General features: G+C 59.7%; 21 protein-coding genes and 1 tRNA gene. 14 read left to right on the forward strand and 8 right to left on the reverse strand.

Translation table 11 applies throughout. The features are described 5' to 3' along the window. The first annotated feature begins 152 nt into the window (after positions 1–152). The 6 genes from ACR0NJ_RS14230 (at position 153) to ribD (ending at position 3739) form a co-directional block, all read left to right on the forward strand. Entirely contained in the window at positions 153–590 is a 438-nt protein-coding gene (locus ACR0NJ_RS14230) for a thiol-disulfide oxidoreductase DCC family protein (RefSeq protein ID WP_480817796.1), read from the forward strand. A 3-nt stretch (positions 591–593) separates the two neighbouring features. Next, a complete protein-coding gene (locus ACR0NJ_RS14235; protein ID WP_480817797.1) occupies positions 594–1121 on the forward strand; it encodes a DUF4166 domain-containing protein in 528 nt (175 codons plus the stop codon). Positions 1122–1214: 93 nt separating this feature from the next. Then, on the forward strand, positions 1215–1619 hold the full coding sequence (locus ACR0NJ_RS14240) for a hypothetical protein (RefSeq protein ID WP_480817798.1): 405 nt from the start codon (positions 1215–1217) through the stop codon (positions 1617–1619). Positions 1620–1640: 21 nt separating this feature from the next. Next, entirely contained in the window at positions 1641–2054 is a 414-nt protein-coding gene (locus ACR0NJ_RS14245; protein WP_480817799.1) for a secondary thiamine-phosphate synthase enzyme YjbQ, read from the forward strand. 120 nt (positions 2055–2174) lie between these two features. Continuing rightward, complete coding sequence (gene nrdR / locus ACR0NJ_RS14250) at positions 2175–2645, forward strand: transcriptional regulator NrdR (protein ID WP_039525240.1); 471 nt, start codon at positions 2175–2177, stop codon at positions 2643–2645. Continuing rightward, complete coding sequence (gene ribD / locus ACR0NJ_RS14255) at positions 2642–3739, forward strand: bifunctional diaminohydroxyphosphoribosylaminopyrimidine deaminase/5-amino-6-(5-phosphoribosylamino)uracil reductase RibD (protein WP_480817800.1); 1098 nt, start codon at positions 2642–2644, stop codon at positions 3737–3739. The genes nrdR and ribD overlap by 4 nt, the downstream gene beginning before the upstream one ends. A gap of 4 nt (positions 3740–3743) precedes the next feature. On the opposite strand, the gene ACR0NJ_RS14260 is transcribed toward ribD, so the two are convergent. The 3 genes from ACR0NJ_RS14260 to ACR0NJ_RS14270 form a co-directional block, all read right to left on the reverse strand. After that, a complete protein-coding gene (locus ACR0NJ_RS14260; RefSeq protein WP_480817801.1) occupies positions 3744–5738 on the reverse strand; it encodes a capsular polysaccharide biosynthesis protein in 1995 nt (664 codons plus the stop codon). 3 nt (positions 5739–5741) lie between these two features. Beyond that, complete coding sequence (locus tag ACR0NJ_RS14265) at positions 5742–6875, reverse strand: polysaccharide biosynthesis/export family protein (protein WP_480817802.1); 1134 nt, start codon at positions 6873–6875, stop codon at positions 5742–5744. Positions 6876–6967: 92 nt separating this feature from the next. Next, positions 6968–8266 (reverse strand): capsule biosynthesis protein, encoded by a 1299-nt coding sequence (locus ACR0NJ_RS14270; protein WP_480817803.1) that lies wholly within the window; start codon positions 8264–8266, stop codon positions 6968–6970. A 133-nt stretch (positions 8267–8399) separates the two neighbouring features. Between ACR0NJ_RS14270 and ACR0NJ_RS14275 the strand changes: the two genes are divergently transcribed. Continuing rightward, positions 8400–8987, forward strand: a complete 588-nt coding sequence (locus tag ACR0NJ_RS14275) for a riboflavin synthase (RefSeq protein WP_480817804.1) — start codon at positions 8400–8402, stop codon at positions 8985–8987. A gap of 3 nt (positions 8988–8990) precedes the next feature. On the opposite strand, the gene ACR0NJ_RS14280 is transcribed toward ACR0NJ_RS14275, so the two are convergent. Next, positions 8991–9890 carry a phosphatase PAP2 family protein gene (locus tag ACR0NJ_RS14280; RefSeq protein WP_480817805.1) on the reverse strand — a complete coding sequence of 300 codons (900 nt, stop codon included), beginning with the start codon at positions 9888–9890 and terminating at the stop codon, positions 8991–8993. A gap of 415 nt (positions 9891–10305) precedes the next feature. On the opposite strand from ACR0NJ_RS14280, the gene ribB reads away from it, so the two are divergent. From ribB to ACR0NJ_RS14300, 4 genes are read left to right on the forward strand one after another with little or no spacing between them, the layout of a single operon-like run. Beyond that, complete coding sequence (gene ribB / locus ACR0NJ_RS14285) at positions 10306–11427, forward strand: 3,4-dihydroxy-2-butanone-4-phosphate synthase (protein ID WP_480817806.1); 1122 nt, start codon at positions 10306–10308, stop codon at positions 11425–11427. Between the two features lie 2 nt (positions 11428–11429). Beyond that, complete coding sequence (locus ACR0NJ_RS14290) at positions 11430–11981, forward strand: 6,7-dimethyl-8-ribityllumazine synthase (RefSeq protein WP_480817807.1); 552 nt, start codon at positions 11430–11432, stop codon at positions 11979–11981. Next, positions 11978–12460, forward strand: a complete 483-nt coding sequence (gene nusB / locus ACR0NJ_RS14295) for a transcription antitermination factor NusB (protein WP_480817808.1) — start codon at positions 11978–11980, stop codon at positions 12458–12460. The genes ACR0NJ_RS14290 and nusB overlap by 4 nt, the downstream gene beginning before the upstream one ends. Positions 12461–12515: 55 nt before the next feature. Continuing rightward, on the forward strand, positions 12516–12821 hold the full coding sequence (locus ACR0NJ_RS14300; protein ID WP_480817809.1) for a hypothetical protein: 306 nt from the start codon (positions 12516–12518) through the stop codon (positions 12819–12821). 227 nt (positions 12822–13048) lie between these two features. Here the strand turns inward: ACR0NJ_RS14300 and ACR0NJ_RS14305 are convergent, their stop codons facing one another. Both ACR0NJ_RS14305 and ACR0NJ_RS14310 read right to left on the reverse strand, forming a co-directional pair. Next, complete coding sequence (locus ACR0NJ_RS14305) at positions 13049–13474, reverse strand: SRPBCC family protein (protein WP_480817810.1); 426 nt, start codon at positions 13472–13474, stop codon at positions 13049–13051. Continuing rightward, a complete protein-coding gene (locus ACR0NJ_RS14310) occupies positions 13471–13791 on the reverse strand; it encodes an ArsR/SmtB family transcription factor (RefSeq protein ID WP_480817811.1) in 321 nt (106 codons plus the stop codon). The genes ACR0NJ_RS14305 and ACR0NJ_RS14310 overlap by 4 nt, the downstream gene beginning before the upstream one ends. 115 nt (positions 13792–13906) lie before the next feature. On the opposite strand from ACR0NJ_RS14310, the gene ACR0NJ_RS14315 reads away from it, so the two are divergent. After that, a complete protein-coding gene (locus tag ACR0NJ_RS14315) occupies positions 13907–14338 on the forward strand; it encodes an MmcB family DNA repair protein (protein WP_480817812.1) in 432 nt (143 codons plus the stop codon). 6 nt (positions 14339–14344) lie between these two features. Here ACR0NJ_RS14315 and ACR0NJ_RS14320 read toward each other — a convergent pair whose 3' ends face one another. Then, a complete protein-coding gene (locus ACR0NJ_RS14320) occupies positions 14345–14533 on the reverse strand; it encodes a DUF6324 family protein (protein WP_480817813.1) in 189 nt (62 codons plus the stop codon). A 77-nt stretch (positions 14534–14610) separates the two neighbouring features. Between ACR0NJ_RS14320 and ACR0NJ_RS14325 the strand changes: the two genes are divergently transcribed. Together ACR0NJ_RS14325 and ACR0NJ_RS14330 are read left to right on the forward strand one after the other, a co-directional pair. After that, positions 14611–15093 carry a GNAT family N-acetyltransferase gene (locus tag ACR0NJ_RS14325; RefSeq protein WP_480817814.1) on the forward strand — a complete coding sequence of 161 codons (483 nt, stop codon included), beginning with the start codon at positions 14611–14613 and terminating at the stop codon, positions 15091–15093. Between the two features lie 48 nt (positions 15094–15141). Continuing rightward, a tRNA-His gene (locus ACR0NJ_RS14330) sits at positions 15142–15218 on the forward strand. Positions 15219–15288: 70 nt separating this feature from the next. Here ACR0NJ_RS14330 and ACR0NJ_RS14335 read toward each other — a convergent pair. Then, positions 15289–16095, reverse strand: coding sequence for an ABC transporter permease (locus ACR0NJ_RS14335; protein WP_480817815.1), 807 nt, complete (start codon positions 16093–16095; stop codon positions 15289–15291). Between the last annotated feature and the right edge of the window lie 22 nt (positions 16096–16117).

The following is a 16117-nucleotide window of genomic DNA, read 5'->3' on the forward strand; positions in this document are numbered from 1 at the left end:
CACCTTTATGGGGATGGGGTCAGAGCCTCGGAGCGCGTCCTGAGAACGCGCCCGAGGTTCCCCGACGCCTCAACCGGCCCTTCATGTCGCATTGGCGGCTGCAAACCCGCATGACACTATCGCGTTGAGGGCTGATCAAGGGCGCGGGCGGCATGCAGAGTGTTCAAAATCCAGAACTTTTCAATCTTCCCGATCTGATTGTCTTCGACGGAGAGTGCGTGCTGTGTTCGGGGTTTTTCCGGTTCATACTGAAACACGACCGCGCCGGACGGTTTCAGTTCGCGACGGCGCAATCGCCCTTTGGGCAAAGCCTGTATCGCGAACTTGGGCTGCCGACCGATGATTTCGAAACCAATCTGGTTATCGTGGACGGGCAGGTTTACCAGAAGCTGGACGCCTTCGCCGCTGCAATGCGTCGGTTGCCGAGTGCTTGGCGGGCTCTCGCGGTCTGCCGTTATTTGCCGCGCATAGTGAAGGACCCTCTGTATCATCTGATCGCGCGGAACCGATACGCGATCTTCGGACGCAGCCCGACATGCCTCGTGCCAACCCCGTCGCTGCGCGACCGTTTTGCACCGCAGGGGTTCTAGGGAATGGACCCATTTCTGCAGGCGCTTCCCTCGGCGCTAGGGCTGCCCGCGACGGTGCGGCAATTGCATGAGGCCGCAGGGCTCTATTCCGGTCGATGCCAAATCGAACGGGGCAAGGGATGGCTTGTTGCGTTGGCCTTACGAATGGGGCGATTTCCACCAAGCGGGGCGGACGTGCCGGTTACGGTCAGGACCAGCGAGACAAAACACGGCTGGATTTGGGAGCGCGACTTTGACGGCCACAAAACCCGATCCTGTCTGACCTACGACCAGCGCACCGGATGCGTGCGTGAGGATTTCGGGCGAATGACCATCTGGCTGAAACCGGAACTCAGCGAAACAGGTCTGAAAATCTGCATCCGTGGTATAACCATATTCGGCCTACCGGTTCCTGCATTTCTGTTGCCCCGCTCCTCCACAGTCGAGCGGCAGGATGAGCAGGGCCGTTTCAGGTTCGATGTCTCGGCAACTGCGCCGGGGCCTGGTTTGCTGATCCGATACCGGGGCTGGCTCACGCCCGTTCACGGGTAGGGCGGGTCTGGCTGAATTGATCGTGAAGCGGCTTTGTCTGAACTTTCGGTAAACTAAATCATGACGTGTCTCAGAACAGGAGAGAGTACGGTTATGAAACAGGTTTTGACTTACGCAATTCTTGCCGCAGCTACATTAAGCGCAACGGAGTCTTCAGCCACTTTTGCGCGGTTCAGTTATCAAACGGCGGCGGTGAACAATTCGGTCTTCGAAGTGATCCCGCGCGGACGCGATGATGTCGACGGGTATTGGTGCGCGGCATCGGACTACGCCCGCAGAACGCTAGGGGCCGGTTGGCAGCAGCCGATCTACGTGGTGCGCGGCTATGGGCCAAGCGAGGCGACCGGGCGCAAAACCGCCGTTCAGTTTTCGTTGCAGAAACCCAGCGGAGTTACGCCGCCGCAGCGCAGCTTCGTTACAAGCGGTTTCGTTCCTGGTACAAGTGTGTCGGTGCAGGGGGCCTATGCCAGATGCAACATCAACATTATCAATGACTGACACGCTGACGAACCGGGATGGATGCAGACTGAATTTACCATCCGGACGCAAGGGCCGGGCCTTTATGAATTCACGTCCGAGGTGCACCGCTGGCTAAGGCAGGCAGCGGGGGACGGGGTGTTGACGCTGTTCGTGCGCCATACCTCGTGTTCCCTGCTGATACAGGAAAACGCCGACCCCGAGGTTCAGACTGACTTGCGCGCCTTTTTCGAACGGCTCGTTCCCCCGTCAGATCATCCCGACATGGCGTATTTGCGCCACACCTATGAAGGGCCCGACGATATGCCCGCGCATATCAAGGCGGCCCTTCTGCCTGTTTCCCTGACAATCCCCGTCTCACAAGGGCGCGCGCTTTTGGGCACGTGGCAAGGGATTTACCTGTTCGAACACCGCGCGGCACCGCATCAGCGTCTGGTCGCCGCCCATCTGGGCTGACCCATTATTTAGCGGTTGAAAATTCCGACTACCCAAACTCTAGCGGCTGTCCTATAGTTGTGGATAAGTAAGCCAAAGCGCTTACAAAAAGAGGCCGAACAAGGGACGAGGAGACGGCGGATGCGCTGCCCGTTTTGCGGAAACATCGACACACAGGTCAAGGATTCACGCCCGGCAGAGGATCACGTTGCGATCCGCAGGCGCCGGTTTTGCCCCGCTTGCGGGGGACGGTTCACAACGTATGAACGGGTGCAACTGCGCGATCTGGTGGTTATCAAAACCAATGGTAAACGCGAGGATTTCGACCGGGACAAGCTCGAACGGTCCATTCGCATATCCATGCAGAAACGCCCCATTGATCCGGACCGGATTGATCAGATGATCTCGGGCATCGTGCGCCGTCTGGAAAGTATGGGCGATACGGATATCCCGTCCAACAAGATCGGTGAGATCGTAATGGAAGCTCTGGCGCGGATCGATACCGTCGCCTATGTTCGCTTTGCGAGCGTATACAAGAATTTCCAGGCGGCCGATGATTTCGAGGAGTTTGTCCACGAACTGCGCCCGCCGCAGCCTTCGACGGACGAGTGAGCGAAACAGATAAGCGATACATGGCGCTGGCCCTGTCGTTGGGGCGGCGCGGACAAGGCTTGTGCTGGCCCAACCCGTCTGTGGGTTGTGTCATTGTTCAAGGCAGGCGGATCGTGGGGCGCGGCTGGACCCAACCCGGTGGCCGCCCCCATGCCGAGGCTGTGGCTTTGGCGCAGGCCGGGCAGGGTGCACGCGGTGCGACAGCCTATGTCTCGCTGGAACCTTGCGCGCATCACGGCAAAACACCGCCATGCACCGAAGCTCTGATCGGTGCCGGCGTCGCGCGGGTTGTCACGGCTATAGAAGACAGCGATCCGCGGGTGGCGGGGCAGGGGTTTTCCAGGCTGCGCGAGGCGGGGATCGACGTTGAAACCGGAGTTCTCGCGGATCAGGCCGCGCAGGATCACGCCGGGTTCTTTCTGAAAACCGAACAGGGGCGTCCTTTTGTGACGTTGAAACTGGCTAGCAGTTTCGATGGCCGGATCGCCACGTCCACCGGGCACAGCCAATGGATCACAGGCCCCGAGGCGCGGCGTTTCGTGCATGCGATGCGTGCGCGCCACGATGCAGTCATGGTGGGTGCAGGCACGGCGCGGGCGGATGACCCGTCGCTGACCGTGCGCGATCTGGGCATTGCGCAGCAGCCCGTGCGGGTCGTGGTGTCGCGCCATTTGGACATTCCTCTGCTGGGGCAGTTGGCACGTACGGCGTCTAAAACCCCAGTCTGGCTGTGCCATGGGCCCCATCCCGATGCCGAGCGCGCGCGTGCGTGGGAAGGGTTAGGCGCGCGCCTGCTGCCCTGCGCCCTGCGGGATCACCACATCGACGCCACCGATTTGCTGCAACAGTTGGGGCAGGCCGGGTTGACGCGAGTTTTCTGCGAGGGCGGGGCCGCCTTGGCCGCCTCGCTGTTGGCGGACGATCTGGTGGATGAGTTTGTGGGCTTCACCGCCGGGCTGACCATCGGGGCCGAGGGGCTGTCGGCGATTGGGTCGCTGGGGATTGAGAAACTGGACGAAGCCCCGCGTTTTGAACTGGTTGAAACGAAGGTGCTCGGCGGCGATGTGATGCATCGCTGGCGGCGCACGAGCTAGTACCTCAGCGCCAAAGATGGGCGTGCGTGGCAAAAACTCCTTGAAGCTTTGAAAGCAGGCGGTTCAGCGGGCCGGACGGCGCAAGTTCGCCCGCCGCCAACCGATCCACCGCAACCTCGACCGGGCAGGGCAAGCCTGTGACAGGGTCCAAATAGCGCGGATAATCGATCAGAGCGGCATGGACCAGACCCATCAACGAGGGCCGCGCGCCCCTGCGGGCGGGAACCGCGCCGTGGTCTGTGTTCAGCCCCCACCCGGCATAGAAGGGCGCGCCCAGAGTGGTGACGCTGACACCGCGAAGCAGGGCCTCGAACCCCAACAGTGAGGTCATCGTCCAGACCTCGTTCACATGCGGCAACAGGGCCGCCGGGTCGCAGTTTATGGCAATAATATCGGCAAGGCCGTCAACTTCGATCCGGCCCTCGCGCAAACCGGCTTCGACGTCGGGATGGGGCTTATAGATCAAAATCGCGTCAGGGTTCGCCTCACGGACCATTTCGAGCAGTTCCAGATTGGTCCGCACGCCGCTTGTGCCCAGCAGGATCGAAGCGTCGTCTTCGACCTGCCCCGGAACAAGAATGCGGTGTCCTTTGGGCAGGTCGGGGGGAGTGGTACCGGTGTTGTACTTGCTCAACCCTTCGGCCAGCAGCTTTACAACCAGCCGTTCCGCGCGCCGTTCCTGATCCGGGCGCAGGGTTTCGCGTTGGGCGATCAACTCTTCCAACTGGCTGGGGTGGGTCGGATCGTAGTAGATGCCCAGATCATCGGTCACGAGCGACAAAGGGGGCACCAGATTGGCCCCCAACCCCCGCGACCGCAGAAATCCATCCTCAACCCGGATTGCATCTTCGGTACCGCGCGACTGACTAGCCCAAACCATGTGGGGGCGTTCCGGGGTGGGGGATTCAGTGAACTGCATCTTCTTGTGCTGGCCAAACATCCCCTGCAAATGTTTGCGTTTCCACAGACGCATCCCTGATGCGGTCCATCCGTTTCGATCCTGCCGCCATGCTCGCGTCTGTGCCTCGAGCGTATCCAGTACGGTTTCCAACGCGCAAAGCTGATCGCGGTAGGGATCGTACCACGTGGGATAAAGGATCATGGCCGCAGCGAACAACTGCGCCCGGGTCAGGTTGCGCTGGCGGCGCGGGATTGGGGTTTCGTCCTGCGTCAGGCCCCAGCCTGCGTAAAATGGCTGTCCAAACACGCGGGGTTTGTGCCCGGCCAGTATCGCCTCGAACCCCAGCTGTGAGGACAGGGTATAAACCGCCACCGCGCCTTCCAGCAGCGGCCATGGGCTGATCGGGTCTTTCAGAAACGACACCCGGTCCGACAAGTCCTGATCGGAGAAATACCCGCCGCGGTGCCCGGCGAGCGTTTCCGGATGTGCTTTGATCAACACCCGCGCGCCCGGATTTTCCTCTTGCGCGATCACCAGCATCTCGCGGAACCGTGCGGCATCGCCTCCGCTGGCGGTCACGGCAGCGTCGCCCTGCGTCTGATCGGTGACCAGAACATAGCCCGGTTCGGGCGGTTCGATTGTCAGATCGAAGGCCGAATACTTGCTGAGGTGCAGCTCCTGTAGTCGTTCAATAGCGCCACGTGCGCGGTCCAACAGGGCGGTATCGTCCAGCGGATGCGTGGTCAGCAGGGTTTCTAAGTCCGACGGTGTGCTCGGGTCGAAATGAAGCCCGGATCGGTCCAGCAGCAGCCCCAGCGGGGCCTCGCCGCCGCGCCCGGGGTGAAGGGATCGCAAGAACGCATCCTCGACCCGCAGCACTTTGGCTTCGCGCTTTTCGGCGATGTTCAAGCCGCGATGGGCGGTGGGGCTATTGCCCCACACCCCCACAAGCTCAACCTGTTGGGGCAGGCCCAGTCGGATGTCGTATCCGGCCAGCGACAGGATGCGCCGGACGCGTCGGTTGGTCAGGAAACCGCCATTAAAGACGAACAGCCGGTTGCGCTCGGCCCCGGATACGCTGTCGTGATCCGGGGTCATGCATCAGTTTCCGGTAAGGGTGGCCACATTCGCAATCGGAGTCAGCCCGCCCGCGATGAGAGAGATCGACTTGCTCCACTGCGCATAGGGCGCCTCGGTCACATAGATCGTGTCATCGTCGCGGATCACGAAATCACGTGCAACGAACAGGCCGTTGGGGGCAGTCAGGTTCAGCAGGTAGATCATCCGCTGGTCGCCCTGCAGATCGGCCCGACCCATGACGTTGCGCGCGATGTCCTGACGTTCTCTCCGCAGGACGAAAATGCCGGTTGGATCAGACGATAAAGTGACCAAACCGCCAACCTGCGCCAGCGCCTCAAGCGCCGATAGATCTTGGCTTTCGAAGGCCACACGCGACTGCCCGCCGGTTGCGCCAAGCGCGATGTAGGATCGACTGTCCTCTTCCACAAGAATGCGGTCACCGCCACGCAGGGCGACATCCAGTCTGGGGTTGCGGAACAGGTCTTCGTACCAGACCGTGCCCTTCTGATCGCCCCGGATCAGAGTCACCAGCGCGATGTCCGAGGCGACGGAAACACCGCCCGACTGAGACAGCATTCCAAGCAAGGAACGGGTGGGGCGCTCGATTGGATAAATACCCGGTGCTGCAACGGTTCCCGTGATTGAAACGGTCGATCCGTCCCCGGCAACACGGCGCACTTCAACCTGCGGATCGGGTGTCTGTTCCTGCAGCTTTTCCGTGATCAGAACGCGCAACTGTTCTGGCGTATTCCCCGCAGCGCGCATCCGACCGGCGTAAGGGACAAAGATAAAACCGTCGCTGTCGACCTGAACCTCGTCCAGTGCGGTTGCCGCACCGGTTTCGCCAGCCAGCAGGCCATCATCGACGTTTTCCCATATCGTCAGGCCCAGAACGTCGCCGGGCCGAACCGTGTCAGCGGTCAACGTCTGGGCGCTGCTGAACGAGGATGAGAATCCGAATTGCGGAATGGCCGAGGTCGCGCGGGTGACGCGGTCATCCACCTCGACCACAAAGGCATTGCCGCCGTTTTCAACCGAACCGGCCAGGATTTCGCTTTTGTTGGGCCCCGATTTCGGAAGCTGGCACGCGGCGAGAAGGCCAATAGCGGCGACAAGGGAAAGCCCTCGCATCCATCGGATTGGAACGAATTGCACTGCCAGATATCCTCGGTCTTTTTTATTTTAGTTTTCTGTTTGCGGCAGGTTACTGGTTTTGGCCCGTAACTTCCAGCGATCGATGCCACGCATCACCCAACGATTTTCAACTGTGGCGTCATAGCCGCGTTGTCATCTATGGCGGCCTGATAGGGATCGCTGCGCCGCAAGACCATATCGGTCACGTGCCGCAGCAATTGCCGTCGACCCCGATGAGAATAATACCCACCGGAAATCTGGCTGGTTTCCAGCAGGAAACGGCGGTAGCAGTGATAGGCGTCGCTGTCCGGTGGTTTGGGGTTCGCAAAGAATGCCGCCATGGGCTGCTGCGAGACAAATTCAGGTTTGTCGTAGACCGATCTGCCGAAGATGCGCAGCGGAATCCCACGCCACAGAACCTGTTGTCCTGCGGTCGAGTTGATTGTTACGGCGGACCGCGCCTCGTTCAGCAGCCCGGCTAGCTTGCCGCCGGGCACATAATGGACCCGGTCCGCGATGCCGTTTTGGCGCGCGAAACTGCGCACGAGGCGGCGCAGCGGTTCACGGTGATTTTCCAGCGGGTGTTCCTTGATGACCAGCCGGTGATGCTGTGGGGCCCCTTCGGCAAACCCGGCGATGACCTGCTGTAGAAATTCGCTCATGCACGAATATTCGGAATGGCACTGGACCGAGCTGTCATGGCCCAGTTGCAAAAGCGCCAGATGGTAGGGAAAGCCACCCCAACGCACCCGCGCTGTTGCCCAGATCCGCGAAATGCGGTGGACGGGCATCAAAGCCAATCGTTTGAAATACAGCCGGAATTCCCGCGATACCGGCAGCTCGCGATGGGGGCGGAAGTTGCGATAGCGATGGTTCAGGAACAGAACAAACCAGTGATACAGCGCGCCGTAAAAGATGTGGTGCCGCATGTCCCCCCAGTGGGACGGTGGCAGCGGCGTTTCCGCATCTGAATGCGAGAGCGCCTGCCTCATCTGGTCAACATCCGTCGACATGAGGCGCGAGTTGCCGTTCGATCCGCCCCGCTCATACGTTACCCACCAGGGACGCAGGTATCCTTCTTCGAACACATGCACTGTTATGTTATGGGCTCTGGCAATCTTAACCGCTCGCGCATGGATCGGGCGGGTATCGCCGTAAAGCACGATGTCCGTGATGCCCTTTTCTGCAATCAAAGCCTCAAGGGCGTCCGGCCACTCGTCCGGAGTTTCCCGAAAAGCGATGTAGCTTTTACGATGAAACCAGAACGCCTGATCCCCAGCATTAAACCCAACGCGCCACACCTGCGCCCCCGACGCGCGCAGCATTCGCCCAAGCGCGCTGAAAAACGGACCATGTGGCCCCTGAAGAAACAGGAAAACCCGATTTTGCGTGCCTGTGTGCGTGTGGTGCATCTGTACTGCTTTATACGTTTATTGCCAAAACTATGCCTGTTCCGGCTCTGCTCGGCAAGCTAGGGCTTGCCGGGGCGGGCGCTTGGGCTTACCTCGGCGGTGAGGTTGAAGTTAGAAGCTAAGGGTTAACGGGATGTTTACAGGGATCGTCACCGACGTAGGCACTGTCACCGAGTTGGAGCAGCAGGGAGACCTGCGGGCTCGGATCAGGACAGCGTATGACACGGCCTCGATTGATATTGGCGCGTCCATCGCCAGTGACGGCGTGTGCCTGACCGTGATCGCGCTGGGCGACGATTGGTATGACGTCCAGATCAGCGCCGAAACCGTGTCCAAGACCAACCTGGATACGTGGACCGTGGGCAGCCGTGTCAATCTGGAACGGGCGTTGAAGGTTGGGGATGAACTGGGCGGTCACATCGTCTCGGGCCACGTCGATGGCGTGGCCGAGGTGGTTGCAGTCGAAGACGAAGGCGACAGTACCCGTGTGACCTTGCGTGCGCCCAAGGATCTGGCTCGCTTCATTGCGCCGAAAGGGTCGGTTGCGCTCAATGGCACTTCGCTGACCGTCAACGATGTTGAGGGGTGCGATTTCGGCATCAATTTCATCCCCCACACCAAAGAGGTCACCACATGGGGCACTGTGGCAAAGGGCGACCGCGTCAACCTCGAGATTGACACGCTGGCCCGTTACGTCGCGCGTCTGGCCGAGATGTCCTGACCCTCAGGTCGCGGGGCCAAACCGCGCGGTTAGCTTTTTTGCCAGCCCCCAGATCGCAAGCGCCAGAATGATTGAGGCATAGCCGTCAACGGCGTAGTGCCAGGCGAGGTGGACCGAGCCGAAAACGATAACAACTGTGAAGGCGGTCAGGGCCCATCCCGCCCAGCGTGAGTATGTGAAACCGTACAGAGCCAGCAGGACGCTGGTTGCCACATGCATGCTGGGCATGGCCGAGATGCCCCGCACTGAACCGCCGTTGAAATAACCGTCCAGAAGGACCTGATGCCATTTCAGCGCGCCAATCGGGCTGATCTCGTGCGATTGATGGAGCAAGTCCATTTGTTGAACGAAGGTGTCGCCGAATCCGAAGACTTCGTAATAAACCGGCCCTACGGATGCGAAGACGGTGGCCAGAAGGTTGCCGCCGACGGCCCAGCACAGGGCAAAGGCGACAAGGAACATCGTGCTGCGGCTCGGGTCGCGACGGTCCAGACATGCCAGGCATACGGCCATGTAGATCAGCATGAACCACCCGTGATAGGCCCAGCTTATGGCGGTTGTGACATAGGGCGAGCCCAGAATGGGATGAAGAAGCACCCAGACGTCGTAGCCCCCGTGCATGCTTCGGTCCATTTGCGCAAAGAGCGGATCCCAGGAATAGGGGTTCAGAAGGGGGATGGCCTCTTTGAGGTAGGTGAAGGTGATGATCAGCACGAGCATGCAGAAAAATCCGGTGACGGCATCAGAGACATGCGTGCGGTTTGACAGAATGGATCGAAGATCAGCGATCATCCACTGAATCGGCTTTTTCGGTTTCACCTTGAAAACGGCCACTCCAAGCCGCCAGAGCAGGACATTGGCAACCATGATCATCGACAGGGTTTTGAAGGTGACCAGGATCATCGGCGCAGTGGACGACCAGAAAGACGTGCCCAGATAAACGCTGACGCCTACTCCGCAAAGTAAATGAAGTGCGATAACGCACAGCAGTAGCCTGTTGCGTCTGAAAACGCCGGAAGGGTAGAGGCTCGGGGTTGATACACCTGAAGAATATGCCATTCGTGCGAGTCTCTTGGGTGGGCAAAGCTTACTGTCCTGATTGGTTTCAATCTGGGGCTATCCGAGGGCTTGAATGCGGCGATTTGTGGACAAAGCGATTTAGCCGGGGCGGTATGTTTGGCAGCGGTGAACAATCGCGGCGCAAAACCGGCCCGATCCGGTCAACCCGCCATGCACATTCTTGCCGGTTGCGGGCTGGCGTTTGCACCCACAGTGGTTTATCTCGCTGTGAAAATATGCTCCTGCGAAAGGCTGCTCCATGAGCTTTGAAACCCCCGGTCCGGTCGAGGCCCAGCTGCGCAACGCGATCAGCCCGATTGAAGAGATCATCGAAGACGCGCGCAAAGGCCGGATGTACATTCTGGTCGACCATGAGGATCGCGAAAACGAAGGCGATCTTGTGATCGCTGCCGAGTTTGCCGATGCCGAGGCGATCAACTTCATGGCCACCCACGGGCGCGGGCTGATCTGCCTGCCGATGACTGCCGAGCGGATCGACATGCTTGGCCTGCCGATGATGGCCGTAAACAACTCCTCGCGCCACGAGACCGCATTCACCGTGTCCATTGAGGCGCGCGAGGGCGTCAGCACCGGGATCTCTGCCGCCGACCGGGCGCTGACCGTGGCGACCGCCATCAACGAACAGAACACGATGGCCCATATCGCCACGCCTGGGCACGTTTTTCCACTACGCGCCAAGCGGGGCGGGGTGCTGGTGCGTGCGGGTCATACCGAGGCTGCCGTGGATATCTCGCGCCTTGCAGGGCTGAACCCAGCGGGGGTGATTTGCGAGATCATGAAGCCCGACGGTACGATGGCGCGTCTGCCCGATCTGGTGGAATTCGCCAAAACCCACGGCCTGAAGATCGGCACGATCAGTGACCTGATCGCCTATCGCTCGCGCAATGACAATCTGGTGGTTGAGACTTCGCGTGAAACCGTCACCTCGGAATATGGTGGCGACTGGGAGATGCGGATTTTCACCGATCAGACCCATGGCATTGAACACGTGGTCATGATCAAGGGCGACATCACCACGCCCGAGCCGGTTCTGACCCGCACCCACGCTCTGCACGAAGCGCCCGATATTCTGGGCCTTGGCCCCAAATCCTCACGCGAATTGCCCCGCGCGATGGAGAAGATTGCCGAAGAAGGGCGCGGCGTTGTTTGCCTGTTCCGCCAGCCGCGCAATTCGCTCTATGCGCTCGAGGAAGAAGGCCCGCGTACAATCAAGCAAACCGGTCTGGGCGCGCAGATCCTGTCCAAGATGGGAATTCAGGAACTGGTGCTGCTGACCGACTCGCCGGAAACCGTATATCTGGGGCTCGACGCGTTTGGCCTGTCCATCGTCGGCACCCGTTCCATCCTCAAGGAAGACTGATCGTGGCTGAACAAGACAAACACGGCGTCCTGCCGACCCCGACCTTCGACAAGCCGGTGAAATTGCTGCTGGTCGTGGCCCCGTTCTATCGCGCCATCGCCGATAATATGGTCGCCGGTGCCAAGGCCGAGATCGAGGCCGCGGGCGGTTCCTGCGATGTGGTCGAAGTGCCTGGCGCGCTGGAAATTCCAACCGCCATCGCTATGGCTGACCGGCAGTGCAACTACGACGGCTATGTCGCGCTGGGCTGTGTGATCCGTGGCGAGACCACGCATTATGAAACCGTCTGCAACGACTCCAGCCGCGCCATCCAGTTGATGGGTCTGCAGGGCCTGATGATCGGTAATGGAATCCTGACCGTTGAGAATGACGAACAGGCTGAGGTCCGTGCCAACCCCGAAAAGATGAATAAAGGTGGCGGAGCGGCCGCTGCGGCCTTGCATCTGATCGCGCTCAGCCGTAAGTGGGGCTCTTCGCAAAAGGGCGTGGGCTTCAAGCCGCCGTCCGAGTCCATCCTTGTGGCGGGCGACAGCAACGGACCCACGACAGCATGACCCAGACAGACGCGCCGAAACCGGCCAACCAGAAACGCCTGATGAAATCCGCCGCCCGGCTTTATGCCGTGCAGGCGCTGTTCCAGATGGAGCAGTCAGGCCAGACGGTTGAAGCCGTCGTGACCGAGTTTCTGGATCACCGGTTTGGTGCCGTCTATGAGGGTGAAGAGATGCTGGACGGCGATATCCGTCTGTTCCGCAAACTGGTCGAAGATGCCGTGAACTATCAGGCCCCCATCGACCAGATGACTGACCGCGCTCTGGTCGCCAAATGGCCCATCGCGCGCATCGACCCGACCCTGCGTGCCGCCTTCCGCGCTGCAGGGGCGGAACTGACCCAAAGCGACACGCCGCCCAAGGTCGTGATCACCGAATTCGTTGACGTGGCCCGCGCCTTCTTCCCCGAAGGCAAGGAGCCCAAATTCGTCAACGCCGTGCTGGACCACATGGCGCGCGAGGCCCAGCCCGAGGCATTCTGACGCCTTTACCGTTGGGGGGCATGCGCTAGCATAAGCGTGCGTAAGGAGGTCCCCCATGCCCAAACTCGTCCGGCTATATATCACTCAGGTTATCTGGGGTTTTGTTATCTCGGCTGTGTTCGTGGGCGTGCTGTTGGCGCTGAACGTGGCCAATCTGCGTAGTCTGATCGCAGGGTCAGATGTTGGGCTGATCGCGCTTGTGATGATCTGGTTCATGAACGGGATCGTCTTCGCCGGGGTTCAATTTGCCTATAAAATCATGAGCATGGCCGAAAAGCCCGGCGGCCCGCGTCGCGGCTCGCCAGTGGTGCATAGCTTCAAGCCCGCGCTTGCCAAGCAGGAAGCGCGCGCTGAGCGTTGAATCTTCAAGAGAAGAGTGTGGCGGGACCACCAGTCAACCGTGCGGTGTGATTCCCGAGGACCTGTATGTACAGGTGGGCGCCAGGTAATCAGGCCAGGACCTGAACAGAGCCAGCCCCCTCGGAATTGCTTAAGGCCACCAGAATGCTACCAATCACAAGAAGGGCAGAACCCGCCACGGGCCTAAGTAGGGTGTGCGGCGGGTTTGCACAAGGGGGTCATTGGGGGTCAAGCATCAACAGTTTCGTGTAGGGCGCTGCGCATCTTGCCAAAGTGCTCATCCCAACCGTTGTCCAGCGCCAGGATCAGGCCAAAGGCCTCGGCCCCTTGTGGCAGACCTTCGTGTTCCAGCGCCAATCGAGTACCGCCGGGGACCGCTTCCAGCGTCCATTTGACGGTGCTGACGGCGTTGCCCATCGGCTTTACGGTGAACGTGTATTCCAGGTATTCCGGCGCGCGTGCCTCTAGCACCTCGCCCCAGATCAGAAGATCGCCGCTGGTGGTTCCGAACATCTCCAGCTTTTGGCCTTTGGCGAGTGGGCGTTCGGGCTTGTGGAACCACTCGGCCAGCCGATCCGGCTCGGTCAGATAAGCCCACACGGTCTCGGGCTCGGCCCGCAGGAAAATCGTCTTTTGCAAAACGGCATTGGTCATTTTTTATTCCTTTCAACAGCTTCTTTGAGGGAATTAAGGCGATCATCCCAGAACTGGTCGAAGTATCGAAGCCAGTCCAACACCGGGGCCATCCCCTGTGGATCAAGTCGGTTAATGCGTTCTCTGCCGCGTGCCTCAACCGTGATCAGGCCGCCATCGGACAGCACGGTCAGGTGCTTTTTCACAGCCGCACGGGTCATGTCGAACCGGTCGGTAAGCTGCCCGATCGTCATGTCCTGCGCTGCGAGCAACTGCACGATTTCCCGGCGGGTGGGGTCGGCAAGGGCGCGAAACGCGTTCTGGGTTTGGTTCTGCATATGTGACCTCAATCGAGATACCATTTGGTATCATATAAATGAAATACCAAATGGTATCATGTCAAGCCGTATTGAATTGCTTTACATTTGTTCACGAATTGTTCACATTTCTCGTATGACACTGGATCTGCAACCGGGACAGAAACTTGCGCGCGGCGTTGCCCGTCACCTGAGCGCGCATGGCTTCGTGTCTGTTGAGGAATTTGTGCCCACAAGGGGTCTGCGGGTCGATGTCATGGGGCTGGGCCCAAAGGGAGAGCTATGGGTGATCGAATGCAAATCCGGCCGTGCCGATTACCAATCGGATTCCAAGTGGCAGGGCTATCTGGAATGGTGTGACCGATTCTTCTGGGCCGTCGATACCGAGTTTCCGACCGACCTGCTGCCAGATGAAACCGGCCTGATCATCGCTGATGCCTATGATGCCGAGATTATCCGCATGGCCCCCGAAGACAAACTTGCCCCCGCGCGGCGCAAGAAGATGATCCAGAAGTTTGCGACCGATGCCGCGCGCAGGCTACAGGCGCTGCGGGACCCGAGGATTTGAGGCTGCTCAGCCTTTCACGGCCCTTGCTGCGTGCGCGGCGGCGCGAATCTCTTCTGCGATTTCCTCGGCTTCTTCAGGTTCGAAATCCATCGGAACCTCGACGCCATCAGCCTCGATGAACAGCCGCACCATGCCCTGATCGGTCGGACCGATCTGCAGGTTCGCTTGAATATCGCGTTCGGTGTTAATGCCCATATGCGCCTCCGGGACTGAGCGTTTGTGCTAGCGCGGCGACGGTTGAGAATCAAGCCGCCTTTGTGGACAGATAAGCTATGGAGAATGTTGTTCTCAGACTCTTTCACCCCGACGACGCCCCCTGGCTGGTCGAACAGCACGGCACGCTCTACGCGCGGGATGAGGGGTTCGACAATAGTTTCGCCCCGCTTGTGGCGCGTGTTCTGGACGATTTCATCGCGGGTCACGACCCCGCGCTGGAACGGGGCTGGATTGCCGAGCGGGCAGGGCAGCGGCTGGGGAGCATTTTTTGCGTCGCTTTGGACGACCAAACCGCGAAGTTGCGGCTGTTCCTGCTGGTGCCCGAGGCCCGCGGATTGGGGCTGGGCAAGCGGATGCTGGACACCCTAACCGTGTTTGCCCGTAGCGTAGGTTATCGGGAAATCTCACTCTGGACCCATGAAAGCCACAAGGCGGCTTGCGCTTTGTATCGGGCCAATGGCTGGCAGTTGGTGGACAGTAAACCTGTGCATTCCTTTGGGGTCGATCTCGTCGAACAAAGCTGGAAAATTCGGCTTTAATCCCCTTGCATTCCGTGGTCGCGTTCGGTACATCGCCCCCTACCGAGTGCCGCCTTAGCTCAGTTGGTTAGAGCGCTGGATTGTGGATCCAGAGGTCCCCTGTTCAAGCCAGGGAGGCGGTACCATCTCTCCTAAATCGACCCGCGAACAAGCGCAGTTCATGGTGTTCTGAGCACGTTCGGGACGCGCTGAAATTCAGCGCGCCAGGTTCAGTCGGAACTTCACTTTAGTCTGCTTGGCAACCGGCAAATGCCGGTTCAGGCGCTTGTTGACCGCACCAAAGGCCCAGACGATGACCAGCGTCAACATTATGAAATAAAACGCCAGAATCGGGTAAGGGACGAACGGGTTGAATGTCTTGTCTGCAAAATAGCTTGCGTAATACAGCGCGTCACCCCGTTGCTGCCAAGCCGGGAAAGCCGAGAAGAAGACAAGCGTGGTGGATTGGAACACAAAGATCGCTTCGTTCGTGTAGGCAGGCCAGGCCAGCCGCAGCATGGTGGGCCAGATGATGCGCCGGAACCGGGACCAACCGGACATGCCATAGGCGTCCGCCGCCTCGATATCGCCTTTGGGGATCGAGCGCAGCGCGCCATAGAAGATCTCACCCGAATAGGCTGCCGTGTTCAGGAACAGCACGATTAGCGCGCCCAGCCAGGCCGAGGTCAGGGCGTCGAACATAGGATATGGTTTCTTCAGCGACAGGAAGAAGAAGTAGGCAAAGAAGAACTGGATGAACAGCGGCGAACCCCGGAACAGAAAGATGAACCACTCGGCCGGTTTGCGCAGCCATTTATTGGGGGATGCCTTTCCGACTGCAAGCGCGGTGGCCAGGAAGAAACCTGTCACCATTGCCATGAGCCCGAAGTAGATGTTCCAAATCATGCCCGAGCCGATCAGGGTGAAATGCTCGCACAGGGTAAAGTCGGTTTTTGGCAGCAAACGCTCACCGATCCCAATTGATCGCAGGCCATAGTCCTGAATGGTCTGGAGGCAACTCATGCTCGCACTCCTTGCAAAGGAG

The organism is Ruegeria sp. F11 (assembly GCF_056533855.1).

Coding starts and splice junctions, on each gene's coding strand:
- ACR0NJ_RS14230 (WP_480817796.1), top strand. CDS start 153: ATGCAGAGTGTTCAAAATCCAGAACTTTTCAATCTTCCCGATCTGATT.
- ACR0NJ_RS14235 (WP_480817797.1), top strand. CDS start 594: ATGGACCCATTTCTGCAGGCGCTTCCCTCGGCGCTAGGGCTGCCCGCG.
- ACR0NJ_RS14240 (WP_480817798.1), top strand. CDS start 1,215: ATGAAACAGGTTTTGACTTACGCAATTCTTGCCGCAGCTACATTAAGC.
- ACR0NJ_RS14245 (WP_480817799.1), top strand. CDS start 1,641: ATGCAGACTGAATTTACCATCCGGACGCAAGGGCCGGGCCTTTATGAA.
- nrdR (WP_039525240.1), top strand. CDS start 2,175: ATGCGCTGCCCGTTTTGCGGAAACATCGACACACAGGTCAAGGATTCA.
- ACR0NJ_RS14260 (WP_480817801.1), bottom strand. CDS start 5,738: ATGACCCCGGATCACGACAGCGTATCCGGGGCCGAGCGCAACCGGCTG.
- ACR0NJ_RS14270 (WP_480817803.1), bottom strand. CDS start 8,266: ATGCACCACACGCACACAGGCACGCAAAATCGGGTTTTCCTGTTTCTT.
- ACR0NJ_RS14275 (WP_480817804.1), top strand. CDS start 8,400: ATGTTTACAGGGATCGTCACCGACGTAGGCACTGTCACCGAGTTGGAG.
- ACR0NJ_RS14280 (WP_480817805.1), bottom strand. CDS start 9,890: ATGATCCTGGTCACCTTCAAAACCCTGTCGATGATCATGGTTGCCAAT.
- ribB (WP_480817806.1), top strand. CDS start 10,306: ATGAGCTTTGAAACCCCCGGTCCGGTCGAGGCCCAGCTGCGCAACGCG.
- nusB (WP_480817808.1), top strand. CDS start 11,978: ATGACCCAGACAGACGCGCCGAAACCGGCCAACCAGAAACGCCTGATG.
- ACR0NJ_RS14300 (WP_480817809.1), top strand. CDS start 12,516: ATGCCCAAACTCGTCCGGCTATATATCACTCAGGTTATCTGGGGTTTT.
- ACR0NJ_RS14305 (WP_480817810.1), bottom strand. CDS start 13,474: ATGACCAATGCCGTTTTGCAAAAGACGATTTTCCTGCGGGCCGAGCCC.
- ACR0NJ_RS14310 (WP_480817811.1), bottom strand. CDS start 13,791: ATGCAGAACCAAACCCAGAACGCGTTTCGCGCCCTTGCCGACCCCACC.
- ACR0NJ_RS14315 (WP_480817812.1), top strand. CDS start 13,907: ATGACACTGGATCTGCAACCGGGACAGAAACTTGCGCGCGGCGTTGCC.
- ACR0NJ_RS14320 (WP_480817813.1), bottom strand. CDS start 14,533: ATGGGCATTAACACCGAACGCGATATTCAAGCGAACCTGCAGATCGGT.
- ACR0NJ_RS14325 (WP_480817814.1), top strand. CDS start 14,611: ATGGAGAATGTTGTTCTCAGACTCTTTCACCCCGACGACGCCCCCTGG.
- ACR0NJ_RS14335 (WP_480817815.1), bottom strand. CDS start 16,095: ATGAGTTGCCTCCAGACCATTCAGGACTATGGCCTGCGATCAATTGGG.